This is a genomic window from Acaryochloris thomasi RCC1774 (assembly GCF_003231495.1).
In the GTDB taxonomy this organism is placed as follows: domain Bacteria; phylum Cyanobacteriota; class Cyanobacteriia; order Thermosynechococcales; family Thermosynechococcaceae; genus RCC1774.
Genome location: NZ_PQWO01000025.1, coordinates 39924 through 54319, shown reverse-complemented (window position 1 = coordinate 54319; position 14396 = coordinate 39924). Strand labels below are relative to the sequence as shown.

The window sequence follows — 14396 nt, the reverse complement described above, 5'->3', positions numbered from 1 at the left end:
GCTCGACAATACGGACTGCCTCTGCTTTTTGTTCATCAGTGAATAGTCTGCGTTTCTTCTGTGTCATGTGGACATTCTCCTAGATCATTTCTTCGAATGGAGTGTCCACTTTTTCAAGACAAGGTCAGTATGGTTGGTTAGCTGATGCTGGTCTTGCTCACCTGCCAGGCGGTTTGGGTGCCAATCTTCCCTGCTTTGTTAAAGACCCATTGGCCCCGTTGATAGATACCGTCTGCTTTGCAGTGGGGTTTGACGCCGATCAGTTGTTCCACTTCGGTGGTCGATAGCAGCCAATCAGAAGAGGCGGCTTTCTCTAGAGCGTCCATATACCACAGCGGATCTTGCTGCTGAACCTTTAGGTGTTCGTTGAGTTGGGCGAGGGAGGTTGCAATCTCACCTAGTTGATTGACAACCCCCTCTAGGCCCTGAGGTTGCTCAGTGTGGGCCACAGGGGGTTGGGGTTCCTCCGATTTAGACCGTGGGTTTGCAACAGTCGGCTTCACCTTGCGGTTATCCGGCTGATTATGATTATCTTTGTGGGTCGTACTATGCGGTTTAAAGGCATGAGCCTCAAGCCATGCTCGGTTCAGTTCTTCCGCCAGAGTCTTTAAGAACTGGGCCGTTTCCTGCTCTCCTTGCCCCATCATCTGAGCTGCCTCTTGCTTAAGCTGATGGACTAACTCCGGTCCAATCAGTTCATTGTGGGCAGCCAACAGATCGACCGCCTCATCAGGGCGATCGATGAGCGATTGAATCAGTTCTCGATAGACCTGAGAGGGGCCACCATTTGGGGGCGGCGGGGTCACCTCATTAACCAAAATATGATGTAGTTGGGCCGCTAAATTATGCAGGAACGTTCCAGATTGGGTGTGACCATCTGCCGCGATCTGAGTCGCAACTTGCTCCATCACCTGAATGAACTCTGCATTCACAAATTGCTCATTCTGCCTTAACAGAATCCACTCTTCACCCGAGGGGCAAGCTAGTAAAACTTGAATCAGCTCTAAATAGGCTTTAAGACGATCTTGAGCTATGGCCATAATACTTCCACCTTTGGAATGAGAAAGGTATGAGTGGTGAATTGATCAACTCACTCAAAACTCAAAACTCAAAATTTACTACGTCATGTCTTGATCGGCTGGGTCTCCTTCGTAGGGCTGTACGCCCACCTCAGGATAGTCGTCGTCGGTGGGACCGAAGATGCGAAGCGCGGGTTGGGCGACAAACTGCAGCAAACGTCGGGCCGCCTCGCCCACAGACTGAACAGAGAAATGTGTCGCTCTTTGGGTCGTCATGGCCGATCATCTTCAAAACAATAGGTGTCCGATAAGGGAGTGAGGAGTTTATTCCAGGTGAGTATGAAATCTAACCCCTCAATTCAACGTTATATCGACAATATGAGGATGTTGTGAGCCTTGAAACCCTCACTCTATAAGACTCGGGATAAAAATAAGGTCGCTTGCTGCCAGTCATCAAAATATTCAGGAATACAGGCTTGGCAGTCGATAAAAGTAACCGCCCAAAGGTCGTTGCTTCTCTCTTCAATGCGTCCAATGAATTGGCATTGACCCTCACGACTCTCTAACGACAGATCGTAGGTATGGCTGACCAGTCGAGTAAAAATAATCACCCCAAGATCGAGGCTGAGACGATGTGGTGGATATGCTGTTGCGGGAAGCTGCACCATGGTTATGTTCCTAAACCAGTCCCATCGTTCTGTTTAAACATTTGATTGAGCACCCTCTACCATCCGATTTTTGCTCCGATGGTTTCGTGGGCCTCAATGCACTCAAGCACAAAATCATCCCGTAAACCTGCTGAAACCTCGGAATTGACCTGAAGGGTGATTGTATGGGGACCAACGGCTGCAGCCGAATGCGGGACAGACAACTCATGAAATTCAGGCTGCTCTGGAATCAAATCCGTATCATCAACGTAACCAACGGGTGAGGGCAGCGCTGTACCCGGCTCCCAATCCCAAAAGACGGGATGCTTTTTGTCATTGAATATTTCAACGTCAGACGTTTTCAGCAGAAAGCGAACGGGTAAATCATTCTCTGGTATGAAAGATAGCGTGACTGGAATCTGTACTAGAAGGCCCGCAAATTGTGCGTTGTTGAACACACCAGGCGTATCTCCCAAGTTAATCGCGCCAGACCAAAGCAAATAAAACGGATGTTGTTGTGGCATAACTAATCCCAAAATAATTAGAGGGTGCTGAAATCAAATTGACTAACCTAAGCTCCTAATTCCTAGACAGCAGAGCAGCATGAGTCGTTAGCATCCAAATCAGTAAGAGAGAAAAACCTAGCAAGAAACTGCCAGCGGCTAGCCACATTCCAATGGGCCTGCGCGGAGGATGAAAAAGTGGATACAGCTTTTTAGTGACGATCCGTCCTGCGTTGAGGTGCTGCTCCGCAATCACAGCCGCGTCACGGGGCTGGACGTGGCTATACCATGTCTCTTCCGGCAAAATGAGTACCATCGGACCACTCCCACACTGCCCCAAGCAACCAGAAGACTCCACTGTAATGCCAGACGGAGCGCCGGATAGAAACTCAGTCAGCACGTTCGCAGAGCCTTGCTGGTAACAGGTCGTGTTCTGGCAAACTAAAACTGTTTTAGGCATCAAGACAAATCAAAGGCTCTAAGCAATATGAAGAATGATGGGGACTGTCCCGATATTCATGGCTTGGGGTTGGAATCACCGCCATAGGGCTGAACGCCAGTCGCCGGATAGTCATCGTGAACCGGACCAAATAGCTCAGCCACGGCCTCTGACAGCATCCCGAAAAATCCGGGTTTCTGCTTCAGCTCTGTGAGCATCTCGTCCACATGCTCTGTAGAGAACTCATACCCTGCCTGGTTGGCGACCCCCACCACCTCATCTTGGCTCGCAGTTGTCTCTAGTTTTGCCTTCAGATGCTCATCTTCAGCAGCCTTGGACAAAAAATTCAGCACATTATCTTTAGACATGGTTTACCCCTCAAAACAATAGACGTTACGGTTTGGCTCAATCCCCTCAGGCACAAAGACGACGGCCTGAAAGCGAATCAAGGATTTTAATGGGAGACTGACGACTGATCAGCTTTATTCTCTTCACGAGGCTGAATGATGCCATAGCCGCCATGATTGCGCTCATAGATTACGTTGATCTCTTCAGTTGATTCATTGCGGAACACATAAAAATCATGATCAACAAGCTGCAAGTTTTCTAATGCGTCCTGTGCTGTCATTGACGGCATCGCAAAGAACTTATTTCGGACCACTGTCTGAGGCAGTTCTGGAGCGCGTTCCTGAGTCAATTCTTCGGGCACAAGGGGGTGATCGTGACTTTCATCTACCTGCCGCTTTGATTTAGAGAATTGCGCTTTTTTACCTTTATACTTCTGTAGCTGACGAGAAAGCTTATCAGCGACTAAGTCAATACTGGCATAGAGGTTCTCATGGTTCTCTTCTGCCCGAATAACGGTGCCATTCGCAAAAACAGTTACCTCTGCATTTTGTCGAGGCTGCTTCCTAGATTGACTTGGAACAGATAGCTTGACATCTGTTTTAGTGGTTAGATGCTCAAAATGCATCATTGCCTTACCTATTTTTTGTTGCACATAATCATGGATGGCATCAGTGATGTCCAGATTTTTGCCTTGAATAACGAGTCTCATATAAAATTGACCTCCTCACTAATTATTGGTTTGCGATCGCATCTGCCCTATTGTTGAGGTATCTACTCAAGTCGCTCCCGATAATCTTCAGCAGACTCGGGATTCAATCCCCAGGGATGTCGATCTCGCCACTCTAACTTTGCTGCTGTGCGGACAGTCTCACCCTCAATAGAGGCAATCCCTACAGCCTTTTGCAACTCTTCGGTGACATTCTGATCGGGTGTAGGCGTCTGACCACCCACAGCTTCTTCGCCAACAACCGAGGCTTGATAGGCATCATCATCAGGATCACCGCCGGTAAGCTCAGTACTCGCCATTGTTTTCTGTAGCCGCTTCAAAGCTGGAGCAGCTCCCATTTCTTGATCGGCGAGGGCCTCAGTGGATGAGTCAGCATGGTCTAAGTTGCCTAAATCGGACCATAGGATCTCTTGACTCTCAGAGCCTTGCTGAGAAGCGGTACTCTGTTGTCTTGGAGAGACTCTACCTAAGTTGAAAAAGGTTGCGTCTGTCATAGTCCCTATACCTCAATAACGACTCCTTAACTTGAGGCTATCTAGACAATCTGAGGATGTTGTGAGCCTTAAGCCATAGGGAATTGATGAACTCATCTCTGAGCAAAGCTATCGTGTGAATACACCTGTGGAATCTTAGACCGTGATAGAGAGAGAAACCCGACCTTAAAGTTCACTTTCAGGAATTTCTTCTTTGAAGTCGATCACCAACTGCATCGTTTCTAAGACTAAAGCGCGCAGATCTTGAGTTAGAGGCACTTTAGCCTCAGGACCAAACCAGCGATCAAAGGTTGCGACGTAGGGTTCTTTACCTTTGAGGTACCCTTCCATGAAGCGCACCAGTGAGTAGTTCACCTGATCAGCAAATTTAGAATTGTTCTCGGGTACCATGCAGGCAATCCCTTCTCTGGAGAAGTATCCGACAACATTGAACTCTTCAGGATTTTCAGCCGTTTGCAGCCAGCCTTCGAGCAGAATACCATCAGCAGCAAAGGCATCCACGGTACCTTGCTTCAATGCCTCATAGCCCTCAGCGTGATCTTTGAGAACCACGATCTGGGCTTGAGGTTGAGCGCGGCGAATCGCAATTTCGTTCGTTGTTCCAGCAACGGCAGCAATTTTCTTATTTGCTAATGCCTCGGGTTCCCATGCTTGGACTCCTTTCTTGGTCAGTAGGCGAGTCCCTGTGAGACCGTAGCTTACAGAAAAATCAATTTTCTGCTCACGCTCCCAGGTGTAGCTGCTAGCATCACAGACAATATCGACTTCACCTGCAATCAGCTTTGGGATTCTATCTTCTGGGGCAAGGGCAATGAGTTTCAGTTCCACTTCTTTCCCAAGTTTTTTCGTCAACTGGGCCTGGATCTGCTTGAGCATATCGACGGAATACCCCTGCAACTGACTCTGTTCATCTGCAAAGGCAAAGGGCAGTGCGTTTTTATTCGTTCCGGCGGTTAGCGTGCCGGTACGCTCAACTTTTTCAAGAACTGTCTCGGCTGAGGCAATCTGCGGTGCGAGGATGCTGAAGAGGGTGGTTAGAGTTGCGATTACCGAAGGTAGGCCAAGGGCCATCGCAACCGTCTGAGGCAACCTAAATTGACGGAGGGTAAGATTTTGAATGCTCATATACTGGATTTTTTTGACTAGGTTCATGGAAAAGTTAAATCAGTTTTGAGTTTTGAATGTTGAGTTTTGAATGAGTAGATTAATTCAAAACTTAAAACTCAAAACTCTTCTCCCCCTACGGAGGCTTCTGACGGTCAGATACGACATCCTGCATGAGCGCTAAGTACTCATCTTTGAAAAATCGTAATGTACTCAAAACTGGATTAGGGGCTGACTGTCCCAGCCCGCAGAGGCTTGTGTGTTTCACTACATCGCAAAGATCTTCAAGCTGAGCTAGATCCCCCTGCTGCGCTTTACCTTCACTGATCTTGGTGAGCAACTGATAAAGCTGCACGGTTCCGGCTCGACAGGGAATGCACTTGCCACAGGACTCATCCATACAGAACTCCATAAAGAACCGGGCCACGTCCACCATGTTGGTGGATTGATCCATGACAATCATGCCGCCGGACCCCATAATCGACCCCAGAGCTTTTAAAGATTCATAGTCCACAAGCGTATCAAAGGCATCGGCGGGAATGCAGCCCCCAGAGGGACCACCCGTTTGTACGGCTTTTACCGCTCCATCGGGAACACCGCCCCCCATCTGTTCAACAATCTGGCGCAGAGGAGTGCCCATTGGGACTTCAATTAACCCAGTATTTTTGATCTTTCCGGCCAGGGAAAACACCTTAGTACCCTTACTGTTCTCAGTCCCAATCCCCGCAAACCAATCAGCACCTTTGCGAATGATGGGGGCAACGTTGGCAAAGGTTTCGACATTGTTTATTAGGGTTGGACATCCCCACAGACCTGACTCGGCTGGATAGGGAGGACGGGGGCGAGGTAGACCACGCTTGCCTTCAATTGAGGCCATCAGGGCCGTTTCTTCGCCACAGACAAAGGCTCCAGCACCGATGCGAATATCGACCCGAAAGTCAAAGGGAGACTCGAAGATTTGACTGCCCAATAGTCCCTTCTGCCGGGCCTGACGAATAGCAGTCTGGAGATGACTGATCGCAAGGGGATACTCGCCGCGCACGTAGATGTAGCCTTGGTTAGCTCCCACGGCATAGGCTGAGATCGCCATTCCTTCCAACACCCGATGCGGATCGCTTTCTAAGACACTGCGGTCCATAAAAGCACCTGGATCGCCTTCATCTCCATTACAGATAACGTATTTTTGCCCGGTTGGCATCTTGGCGACGGTGGACCACTTTAAGCCTGTGGGGTAGCCGCCTCCGCCTCGGCCCCGAAGGCCACTTTGGGTGATTTGATCGATCACCTCGCCGGGCGTCATCTCATAGAGGGCGCGGTAGAGAGCGAAGTATCCTCGATTGGCAATGTATTCCTTGATTTTTTCTGGGTTAATGCGACCACTGTTTTCGAGGACGATGGGGCGCTGGTGGGTGAAAAAGGGATGGTGTTGGGGTTGGTAGGGAGAGGGAGCTTTGGGTTTTGAGTTTTGTTCGCGAAGCGTCTTCGTAGGAGAAGTTTTGAGTTTTGAATGGGGAGGAGAGGTGGCGTGGAGGGCGGCCTGGATGAGTTGGGGGGCTTGGTCAGGGGTGACGTGATCGTAGAGGATGCCTTCGGGGTCTAGGCGGACGAGGGGACCTTGGCTGCAGAGGCCCATGCAGCCGACGCCTCGGATGCTGAGCTGGTCTTTGAGATTTTGGGTTGCGATTTCGCTTTCCAGTTGTTTCTTAACCTCAAGGGCATTGGTAGAGAGGCAGCCTCCCACGGTGCAGCAGCAAATGCAGGGTGTATCAAGGATCTTTTTTTCCTGCTTCGTCAAGGTCTGCAGCTCATTTAAATCCATTTATTGTGCCTCCTCCTCACCTGGGGACTGAACGTGGATAGTGAGTAGTGCGCCCAGGGTCTCTGGGGTTTGATACCCCATCACATCGCCATCGATTACGACAGCGGGGGCGCTCCCACAGGCCCCTAAGCAGCGGGCTGTGCTGAGAGAAAGCTGACCATCTGCGGTAGTTTCTCCAGCCTGAATTTGGGCCATCTGTTCTACGGTGCTCAGAAGAGATGCGGCTCCTTTGACATAGCAGGCAGTGCCCATACAAATAACGCAGGTATGTGCCCCAGCAGGCTTGAGCGCAAAGAAGTGATAAAAGGTCGCTACACCATAGACGTGGCTCGGGGGGAGCTTGAGGCTATGGGCAATGTGCAGCAGTAAATCTAGCTCTAGATAGCCAAAGAGTTCCTGCGCTTTATGGAGAACCTCAATTAGGGCGTCAGGTTGATACTGATGCCGCTTCATGGTGGCCTCTAGCACTTTAAAACGCTTATCACCACTAGGATGGTTTGACCTGCTTGTTTGAATCCTTTGCTCAAGCTTCATCAGCGACATGGGGCTTGGGTTGAGCACGAATGACCATAACGGAGCAGGGGGCATGGTCTGAAACATATCTGCTGACACTGCCGAGCAGAACTTCTTTGAGACCTGAACGACCTCGGTTCCCGATTAAAATCAGATCCGCTGGTAGAGCTTTCGCCAGATCACAGATCACAGGCCCCGGAACACCCGGTTGCTGCATAAATTCAGTGGTAACCCCTGCTTTGATGGCCTCTGCTGTATAGGACCGCAGTTGAGAAAGACAATCACTGTCATAGGCATTCCACTGTCGCTGGTGACTGAACAACAGATCCTCTCGCAGGCTGGGGTACGGGTCTAGATTGGGCTGCTGGAACGGACCAGGGACAGAGACATGAGCCGGGACTTTAACCAGATCAGGAGACAAAACGTGCAGGAGCACAAGCTTGACATCAGGTATTGTCTTCGCGAGTGCCAGCGCTGCATTAAAAATATTTTGGTTAATGGTGGCTTCATCAATCGCGACTAAAATTTTGTGATACATGATTTTCACCTTGACGATTCAGACTTAAGGCTTGGCGGTGTCAGCAGTCTCCTGTTGCACAGTCGATTCAGGACTGTCCTGGTTATGAACAATCAGTACGGAACAGGGTGCATGGTGGGTAACGTAGTTGCTGATGCTGCCTAGCAAAGCTTTTCTCAAGACGTTTTGGCTCCGCCGCCCCATAACAATCACGTCGGCATTCCAGGTTCGAGCAACATCACAGAGGCTACGAGCTGGATACCCTGAGGGTTGTTGAACTCCTGCTTGTAGCCCCTGCTCAGTGGCGATATTAGCGTGCGACTTTAACATCTCAAGCCCCTTCATCTCGAAAGCCTCAAGCTCTCTAATATAGGCATTTGCGATTTCGAAGCGGGAGGTTACCGGGTCATCTAACAGACTGGGCATGAGAGTAGAGATCGGATATGTTTCCTCTAGAGGGGTAACCACATGCACCAACATGAGCTGTGCATGCATCATCTTTGCTAAGGTCAAACCCTGCTCAAAGACTTGTTCACAGGATGCTGAGTAATCTAATGCCACTAGAATTTTGTTAAACATCAGAACCTCCTGATCACACAGATTCAGCTAAAGGTGCTTTGTCATCACTTGACTGAGAACGATCCTCCGTTAAGCGATGAACTAAGACGGAACAGGGGGCATGGTGCATCACGTAATTACTCTGGCTACCCAGCACAGCTTCCGAAAGACCAGAGCGACCACGATTCCCAATGATGATTAGGTCAACGTTCTGTTCTTGGGCAACAGCACAAATCACATGCCCTGGGCGACCAATTTCCTGAAGCATCTCGGCCTCAACGTCTTCGGTCTCAGCTTGCTCTTTGAACCGATTGAGGTGTAGCAATCCCTCCTTAACAAAGCTGCGCCAGCGCTCATAGTAGGCTTCATCAATGCCGAGAGGAGGCACATTAGGATAACCGACTTCATCGTTTGAAAGAGCATGCAGTAATACGAGTTTGGCTCCACTGAGTCTGGCAAGTTTAAGTGCCTCCTCAAAGACAGTTGTTCTTGAGTCAAAAACATCCATTGCAACAAGAATGCTCTTATACATAATGACCTCCTAATTACCTGTACTCTTAGTAAGATTCGCTGTAGCCACAAGTGGTTCAAGTTTAGGAACAGGAACCTTGACCACTTGCACTGAACAGGGAGCATGGTGCATCACATAGTTGCTCTGACTCCCTAGCAAGAGTTCTGACAGACCGGAGCGACCACGGTTGCCCATCATGATTAAATTCACTGCTCTGTCACGAGCCAGATCCCGAATGATTTGTCCTGGATTACCGGCCATCTGCAGGGTCTCTATCTTTATTCCCTCTTGCTGAGCATGATCTGCGAAGGTTTTCAAATGTTGCAGTCCCTTCTGCTCAAGCTGTCGCCAACTTTCGAGATAGCCTTCTGCTAAGGTTGGTTCGAAGTGATCATAAGGAAAGGTCGCCAGGATCGGAAAACCTTCTTCGTCACTGGACAAAACATGAAGCAGGATGAGCTTTGCGCCACAGAACTTAGTGAGCTGGAGCGCTTGCTTAAACACCGCCAAGCTCAATTCTGATAAGTCCACTGCGGCCAGAATAGTTTGATACATTATTGCCACCCCGCTAATCGAGATTCAGTCAGATGTACAGAGGTTTCAGGAGTATGATCTAACGGTGAAAAAGTATGAACGGGTGCCTTGACAACTACAACAGAGCAGGGGGCATGGTGCATCACGTAATTACTCACACTACCGAGGATGAGTTGACTTAATCCTGCCCGCCCACGACACCCCATCAGAATGAGATCGGCTCCCCAGTTTTGGGCTAAGTCGCAAATAGTTCGTCCAGGACTGCCAGAGGTTTGTGTATATTCTGTCGATACGCCATGCAGCTTGGCCTGCTTTTCACAGCTCTGAAGACGTCCTATCCCCTGGGCTTCCAGTTTCTCCCAAGTTTCTCGATAGGTCTGAAGGGGAAGATCTGAAAGTCCTGGATAGTAGTAGGGGCCAGGAAGAGCTAGCGGCATATCTGGGGCACCGACCTCGTCACTCGACAACACATGTAGCAACATTAGATCGGCTTTAAGAGGTTGGGCTAACGCTAGAGCATAGTCAAAGATCTCGTCGCCTGTTTTAGAGCTATCCATCGCAACTAAAATTTTGTGAAACATACCAACCTCCAATAGACCTGAGTCTGAATCATGATTTGAAAGAATTGTTTGATATCCATCACTGGTGTCCCTCTGCTTCTGCAACAGCAAGTAAGGTTTTGAGGACCGAATCAGCATTGAGACTGAGGGAGTCAATGCCCTGCTCCACTAAGAACTGAGCAAATTCTGGGTAGTCACTGGGCGCTTGGCCACAGATACCCACTTTGCGGCCCTTAGCTTTTGCCTTGGCAATCACCTGACGGATCATTTCTTTGACGGCCTCATTGCGTTCGTCAAAAAGACGGGCCACTAAACTCGAATCCCGATCAAGTCCCAGGGTGAGCTGGGTCAGGTCATTGGAGCCAATGGAGAAGCCATCAAAGATGTCGCTAAACTGGTCAGCCAAAATAACGTTAGTGGGCACCTCACACATCACATAAACCTGGAGGCCATCTTGACCTCGTTGGAGACCGTGCCGAGCCATTTCTTCGAGAACTTTTTGGCCTTCATCTGGGGTACGACAGAACGGAATCATTGGAATTACATTGGTGAGTCCCATGTCCTCTCGTACACGCCGGATGGCTCTGCACTCTAGCTCAAAGGCGTCCCGATACGATCCTTCGTAGTATCGAGAGGCCCCTCGCCAGCCCAGCATGGGATTCTCTTCGTGCGGCTCAAACGGCTGTCCGCCCAAAAGATTGGCGTACTCGTTGCTTTTGAAATCCGACATTCGCACGATCACGGGCTTCGGATAGAAGGCTGCCGCAATGGTGCCGATGCCGTGGGCCAGCTTATCCATGAAGAAGTCGGGTTTGTAGGGATAGTGGGTGGTTAGGGTTGCGATCTCATCCTTCACCAGCGGATCCTCTAGCTGATCAAAGTGAATCAATGCCAGCGGATGCACCTTAATCTGATTGGCAATAATGAATTCTAGACGGGCCAAACCCACGCCATCACAGGGAATAGACGCTAACCCAAAGGCAGTTTCCGGATTGGCTATATTCATCAAGATTTGAGTCCGGGTGCGGGGCAAATCGGCCAGCGGTGTTTCCTGCTTCTCAAAGGACAACTGCCCTGCATAGACATTGCCGCCTTCACCTTCAGCACAGGAGACCGTGACCACCTGCCCCGTAGACAGTTTTGTGGTCGCATGGTTACAGCCCACAATGGCTGGAATGCCCAGCTCACGGGCAATGATCGCAGCGTGGCAGGTACGGCCCCCCTGATCGGTAACAATGGCAGCGGCCTGCTTCATAATCGGCTCCCAATCTGGATCAGTTCGGGAAGTCACCAAAACTTCCCCGGGCTTGAATAAACCGATCTGGCTGGCATCGGCAATCACCCGCACTTTGCCTTCGCCGATTCTGGCTCCGACAGCTCGACCCTGGACCAATACCTCGTCAGAATCTAGCAAGCGATAGGTAGTTAAAAGATGCTCAGCCTTCTGAGACTGCACCGTTTCCGGTCGCGCTTGGACGATGAATAGTTCACCAGTGTGACCATCCTGTGCCCACTCAATATCCATTGGGGTATCGACGCCCCGGACAGCAGAGTAATGATCTTCAATGATGCAAGCCCATCGGGCTAGGGTGAGGATCTCATCGTTGGTGAGGGCAAAGTTTTGACGATCATGCTCGGGAACTAGCACGTTTTTAGTGAGCTTACTGCCCTCTAGGTCGTAGACCATCTTGATTTCTTTGCTACCCAATCGCTTATCAAGGATGGGCTGGCAGCCCTTCAGCAGCGTTGGCTTGAACACCAGATACTCATCAGGGTTGACGGATCCTTGAACGACGTTTTCCCCCAGACCATAGGCTGCAGTGATCAAAGCGGCATTCTTGAACCCTGTTTCGGTATCGATAGAGAACATCACACCAGCGGTGGCGAGGTCAGAGCGGACCATCTGCTGCACCCCTACCGAGAGCGCAATGCTGAAGTGGTCAAACCCTTTAGTAGTTCGGTATGAGATGGCACGATCAGTGAAGAGAGAAGCAAAACATTTATGGCAGGCTTCCAGGACGCCATGAATGCCATGCACGTTGAGATAGGTTTCCTGTTGACCGGCAAAACTAGCGTCGGGGAGATCTTCTGCCGTGGCGCTAGACCGCACCGCGACATCTAGCTCGTCGTTCAGATAAGGCCCTGTGGCACAGCGATCGCATAATGCTAAGTAAGCCTGAGTAATGACCCCTTTCAAATCCTCAGGGAAAGGCGTATTCAGAATGAGCGTTCGAGCCTGTTGCCCCGCTCTTCTCAGACTCCTAACATTTTCGACATCAAGATCGGCGAATATCTCACGCAGTTGAGGCTCTAGCCCTGCCAGCTGAATGAAGGACCGATAAGCAAAGGCTGTTGTGGCAAATCCTGCGGGAACTTTTATACCTTTCTGAGAAAGCTGCTGAATCATCTCACCGAGAGATGCATTCTTTCCTCCCACGAGAGGAACGTCATCAATTCCGACTTCATCAAACCACATCAATAGTTCATGGGTTTTAGAGCTTTGGGTCTGCTGGAATTGTTGAGTTGCTTGCGCCATGATCTAGGTTCCTCTATCAATTAGGTCCTGTCAGAGATGGAGAGTTCTACTTAACTCCATCTACTTTTGTTGTAGGCCACTAAATTGAGGAACTTGTGAGGGAGAACGGCTTGAATCGTTTGGCATCAAACCATTTCGGTAGTGCAAGAGCAGCATGAAATAATCAATCGGAAGTCTCTAAAAATTTATTCAAAAGTGCACATAGGAAAACCTAAAATCTGACAAGCAGACTTCCATTAAAATCTGGAATAGAATCAATGCATATCCCTTTCTATAGATGAGGTTTTAGCGTTAATTTCTCTTCATCAAAGATGGTCAATGTTTCGGTTTGCCATCTCTTGATTTTTGTCACGAGTCCTACAGCCTGTTCATTTCGTAAGTCATCGACGTACCCAGCTCTATGATGCCTAGCTTCCTTTGCACTGTCGAAGGGGCCGAAATAGTAAGTGCATTTGGGCGTTTGGGTTTCAATTTCCAGCCACCAGAGCGTATCTTTTTTGCTAGAGCGAAACAAAAACATTTAAGTCATCCTTGATAGCTCAGAATCTGTCTTTGAAAAGTGCAGAAAAGAAAGCTGCTCCATACTACTGATAGCTGCATTCAATCCAACAGAAGAATCCGTTACAAATTTCATGATGAAGAGTTATGCATCTATACTGAGCTTTTATCGATAGGGTTTCAGCATTTACACTAACGAGTGAGAGCAGCTATTGACTTACGGAAAGTGAGGGTTTTAGATCGACGCTAAGCGATCGCAACTAATTCTCGCCGTCAAAATAGCCGTTGCGATCTCATAGGTATGAACCTCTAGTTCAGCATCAAAGTCAGCTTCGAATACAACTTGATGTCCAGGCAAGACAGTCCGCTCAAAAAAGGTGTCAGAGACATTTGCAATTCGGACAATCTGAAACTGCCGTGTATGGTTGATATAGCGACACACTGTTTTCGTAGCTTGCTTCATTCCACCCGAATAACTTGCGGTCTTTGAAGTCAGTAGAGATATCACTGCGACTTGCTCCATTGGCGATTGAGCGCTTCTGCAGTCCTTCACATCTTGCCTGAAGCCAGCTCCTCACGGATACAGGAGAGACTAACCGATAAATCTGTGGAAGCTGTGAAGGAGAATGTATTCTTCGCCATCCACTCGGCAAAAAAATAGGAGAACGGTAAGCAGTCTCAACTCTATGCAGTCCAATCCAGCAGTGTAGATATCTGGTCCGGCAACTGCAGAGGGTCGAAGGGTTTAGAGATTGTGGCCTTCACTCCCAAGTCCTGATACCGCCCTTGATCGGCGGCCTGAACCTTTGCCGTCAGTAAAATAACAGGGATAGACTGTGTAGCTGGATTCGCCTGTAGCTTCTTAAATGTGGTTAACCCATCTATGTCAGGCATCATCACATCCAAAAGAATGGCGTCGGGCTGTTTTTGCTCAGCCATGTCTAACCCTTCTAAGCCAGAGTTGGCTGTCACCACTTGCCAGCCACTAATTGTTTCAAGAGCAATTTGGATGATCTCTTGGATATAGCGTTCGTCATCAATCACCAGGACTCGTTTGGTAGACATGGAA

At 49.2% G+C, this 14396-nt stretch carries 20 protein-coding genes; all 20 read right to left on the bottom strand.

Annotation, left to right across the window (positions count from 1 at the left end):
- Positions 1–137: 137 nt before the first annotated feature.
- Positions 138–1040: a hypothetical protein gene (locus C1752_RS29480; protein ID WP_233501859.1), complete on the bottom strand. Its 903-nt coding sequence runs from the start codon at positions 1038–1040 to the stop codon at positions 138–140.
- A gap of 78 nt (positions 1041–1118) precedes the next feature.
- Entirely contained in the window at positions 1119–1295 is a 177-nt protein-coding gene (locus C1752_RS29090) for a hypothetical protein (protein WP_199464506.1), read from the bottom strand.
- Between the two features lie 134 nt (positions 1296–1429).
- On the bottom strand, positions 1430–1687 hold the full coding sequence (locus C1752_RS24015) for a hypothetical protein (protein WP_110988586.1): 258 nt from the start codon (positions 1685–1687) through the stop codon (positions 1430–1432).
- A 56-nt stretch (positions 1688–1743) separates the two neighbouring features.
- Positions 1744–2190 (bottom strand): hypothetical protein, encoded by a 447-nt coding sequence (locus C1752_RS24010; protein WP_110988585.1) that lies wholly within the window; start codon positions 2188–2190, stop codon positions 1744–1746.
- 55 nt (positions 2191–2245) lie between these two features.
- Positions 2246–2629: a (2Fe-2S) ferredoxin domain-containing protein gene (locus C1752_RS24005; protein WP_110988584.1), complete on the bottom strand. Its 384-nt coding sequence runs from the start codon at positions 2627–2629 to the stop codon at positions 2246–2248.
- Positions 2630–2685: 56 nt separating this feature from the next.
- Positions 2686–2976 (bottom strand): Nif11-like leader peptide family natural product precursor, encoded by a 291-nt coding sequence (locus C1752_RS24000; RefSeq protein ID WP_110988583.1) that lies wholly within the window; start codon positions 2974–2976, stop codon positions 2686–2688.
- A gap of 86 nt (positions 2977–3062) precedes the next feature.
- Positions 3063–3665: a ribosome hibernation-promoting factor, HPF/YfiA family gene (gene hpf / locus C1752_RS23995; protein WP_110988582.1), complete on the bottom strand. Its 603-nt coding sequence runs from the start codon at positions 3663–3665 to the stop codon at positions 3063–3065.
- A gap of 62 nt (positions 3666–3727) precedes the next feature.
- Complete coding sequence (locus C1752_RS23990) at positions 3728–4177, bottom strand: DUF6335 family protein (RefSeq protein ID WP_110988581.1); 450 nt, start codon at positions 4175–4177, stop codon at positions 3728–3730.
- 165 nt (positions 4178–4342) lie between these two features.
- Positions 4343–5248, bottom strand: coding sequence for an amino acid ABC transporter substrate-binding protein (locus tag C1752_RS23985; RefSeq protein WP_110988591.1), 906 nt, complete (start codon positions 5246–5248; stop codon positions 4343–4345).
- A 169-nt stretch (positions 5249–5417) separates the two neighbouring features.
- Positions 5418–7100: an NADH-quinone oxidoreductase subunit NuoF gene (gene nuoF / locus C1752_RS23980; protein WP_110988580.1), complete on the bottom strand. Its 1683-nt coding sequence runs from the start codon at positions 7098–7100 to the stop codon at positions 5418–5420.
- The gene (hoxE, locus tag C1752_RS23975) at positions 7101–7634 is read right to left on the bottom strand and encodes a bidirectional hydrogenase complex protein HoxE (RefSeq protein ID WP_110988590.1); all 534 of its coding nucleotides are present in this window, start codon (positions 7632–7634) and stop codon (positions 7101–7103) included.
- The gene (locus C1752_RS29475; RefSeq protein ID WP_233501857.1) at positions 7624–8151 is read right to left on the bottom strand and encodes a universal stress protein; all 528 of its coding nucleotides are present in this window, start codon (positions 8149–8151) and stop codon (positions 7624–7626) included. Before C1752_RS29475 ends, hoxE begins: the two co-directional genes overlap by 11 nt.
- A gap of 24 nt (positions 8152–8175) precedes the next feature.
- Positions 8176–8709: a universal stress protein gene (locus tag C1752_RS29470; protein ID WP_233501856.1), complete on the bottom strand. Its 534-nt coding sequence runs from the start codon at positions 8707–8709 to the stop codon at positions 8176–8178.
- A 13-nt stretch (positions 8710–8722) separates the two neighbouring features.
- On the bottom strand, positions 8723–9220 hold the full coding sequence (locus C1752_RS23965) for a universal stress protein (RefSeq protein WP_110988579.1): 498 nt from the start codon (positions 9218–9220) through the stop codon (positions 8723–8725).
- A 9-nt stretch (positions 9221–9229) separates the two neighbouring features.
- The gene (locus tag C1752_RS23960) at positions 9230–9754 is read right to left on the bottom strand and encodes a universal stress protein (protein WP_110988578.1); all 525 of its coding nucleotides are present in this window, start codon (positions 9752–9754) and stop codon (positions 9230–9232) included.
- Positions 9754–10314, bottom strand: coding sequence for a universal stress protein (locus C1752_RS23955; RefSeq protein WP_110988589.1), 561 nt, complete (start codon positions 10312–10314; stop codon positions 9754–9756). The genes C1752_RS23960 and C1752_RS23955 overlap by 1 nt, the downstream gene beginning before the upstream one ends.
- Before the next feature lie 58 nt (positions 10315–10372).
- Positions 10373–12829: a phosphoenolpyruvate synthase gene (gene ppsA / locus C1752_RS23950; protein WP_110988577.1), complete on the bottom strand. Its 2457-nt coding sequence runs from the start codon at positions 12827–12829 to the stop codon at positions 10373–10375.
- Positions 12830–13100: 271 nt separating this feature from the next.
- Positions 13101–13349 (bottom strand): DUF1816 domain-containing protein, encoded by a 249-nt coding sequence (locus C1752_RS23945; RefSeq protein WP_110988576.1) that lies wholly within the window; start codon positions 13347–13349, stop codon positions 13101–13103.
- Between the two features lie 213 nt (positions 13350–13562).
- Complete coding sequence (locus tag C1752_RS23940; RefSeq protein WP_110988575.1) at positions 13563–13790, bottom strand: DUF1830 domain-containing protein; 228 nt, start codon at positions 13788–13790, stop codon at positions 13563–13565.
- A 221-nt stretch (positions 13791–14011) separates the two neighbouring features.
- The gene (locus C1752_RS23935) at positions 14012–14392 is read right to left on the bottom strand and encodes a response regulator (protein WP_110988574.1); all 381 of its coding nucleotides are present in this window, start codon (positions 14390–14392) and stop codon (positions 14012–14014) included.
- Positions 14393–14396 lie beyond the last annotated feature (4 nt).

What these genes read in the sequence shown, in the direction of transcription:
- C1752_RS29480 (WP_233501859.1), bottom strand. Translation starts at nt 1,040, where the DNA reads ATGGCCATAGCTCAAGATCGTCTTAAAGCCTATTTAGAGCTGATTCAA.
- C1752_RS29090 (WP_199464506.1), bottom strand. Translation starts at nt 1,295, where the DNA reads ATGACGACCCAAAGAGCGACACATTTCTCTGTTCAGTCTGTGGGCGAG.
- C1752_RS24015 (WP_110988586.1), bottom strand. Translation starts at nt 1,687, where the DNA reads ATGGTGCAGCTTCCCGCAACAGCATATCCACCACATCGTCTCAGCCTC.
- C1752_RS24010 (WP_110988585.1), bottom strand. Translation starts at nt 2,190, where the DNA reads ATGCCACAACAACATCCGTTTTATTTGCTTTGGTCTGGCGCGATTAAC.
- C1752_RS24005 (WP_110988584.1), bottom strand. Translation starts at nt 2,629, where the DNA reads ATGCCTAAAACAGTTTTAGTTTGCCAGAACACGACCTGTTACCAGCAA.
- C1752_RS24000 (WP_110988583.1), bottom strand. Translation starts at nt 2,976, where the DNA reads ATGTCTAAAGATAATGTGCTGAATTTTTTGTCCAAGGCTGCTGAAGAT.
- hpf (WP_110988582.1), bottom strand. Translation starts at nt 3,665, where the DNA reads ATGAGACTCGTTATTCAAGGCAAAAATCTGGACATCACTGATGCCATC.
- C1752_RS23990 (WP_110988581.1), bottom strand. Translation starts at nt 4,177, where the DNA reads ATGACAGACGCAACCTTTTTCAACTTAGGTAGAGTCTCTCCAAGACAA.
- C1752_RS23985 (WP_110988591.1), bottom strand. Translation starts at nt 5,248, where the DNA reads ATGGCCCTTGGCCTACCTTCGGTAATCGCAACTCTAACCACCCTCTTC.
- nuoF (WP_110988580.1), bottom strand. Translation starts at nt 7,100, where the DNA reads ATGGATTTAAATGAGCTGCAGACCTTGACGAAGCAGGAAAAAAAGATC.
- hoxE (WP_110988590.1), bottom strand. Translation starts at nt 7,634, where the DNA reads ATGAAGCTTGAGCAAAGGATTCAAACAAGCAGGTCAAACCATCCTAGT.
- C1752_RS29475 (WP_233501857.1), bottom strand. Translation starts at nt 8,151, where the DNA reads ATGTATCACAAAATTTTAGTCGCGATTGATGAAGCCACCATTAACCAA.
- C1752_RS29470 (WP_233501856.1), bottom strand. Translation starts at nt 8,709, where the DNA reads ATGTTTAACAAAATTCTAGTGGCATTAGATTACTCAGCATCCTGTGAA.
- C1752_RS23965 (WP_110988579.1), bottom strand. Translation starts at nt 9,220, where the DNA reads ATGTATAAGAGCATTCTTGTTGCAATGGATGTTTTTGACTCAAGAACA.
- C1752_RS23960 (WP_110988578.1), bottom strand. Translation starts at nt 9,754, where the DNA reads ATGTATCAAACTATTCTGGCCGCAGTGGACTTATCAGAATTGAGCTTG.
- C1752_RS23955 (WP_110988589.1), bottom strand. Translation starts at nt 10,314, where the DNA reads ATGTTTCACAAAATTTTAGTTGCGATGGATAGCTCTAAAACAGGCGAC.
- ppsA (WP_110988577.1), bottom strand. Translation starts at nt 12,829, where the DNA reads ATGGCGCAAGCAACTCAACAATTCCAGCAGACCCAAAGCTCTAAAACC.
- C1752_RS23945 (WP_110988576.1), bottom strand. Translation starts at nt 13,349, where the DNA reads ATGTTTTTGTTTCGCTCTAGCAAAAAAGATACGCTCTGGTGGCTGGAA.
- C1752_RS23940 (WP_110988575.1), bottom strand. Translation starts at nt 13,790, where the DNA reads ATGAAGCAAGCTACGAAAACAGTGTGTCGCTATATCAACCATACACGG.
- C1752_RS23935 (WP_110988574.1), bottom strand. Translation starts at nt 14,392, where the DNA reads ATGTCTACCAAACGAGTCCTGGTGATTGATGACGAACGCTATATCCAA.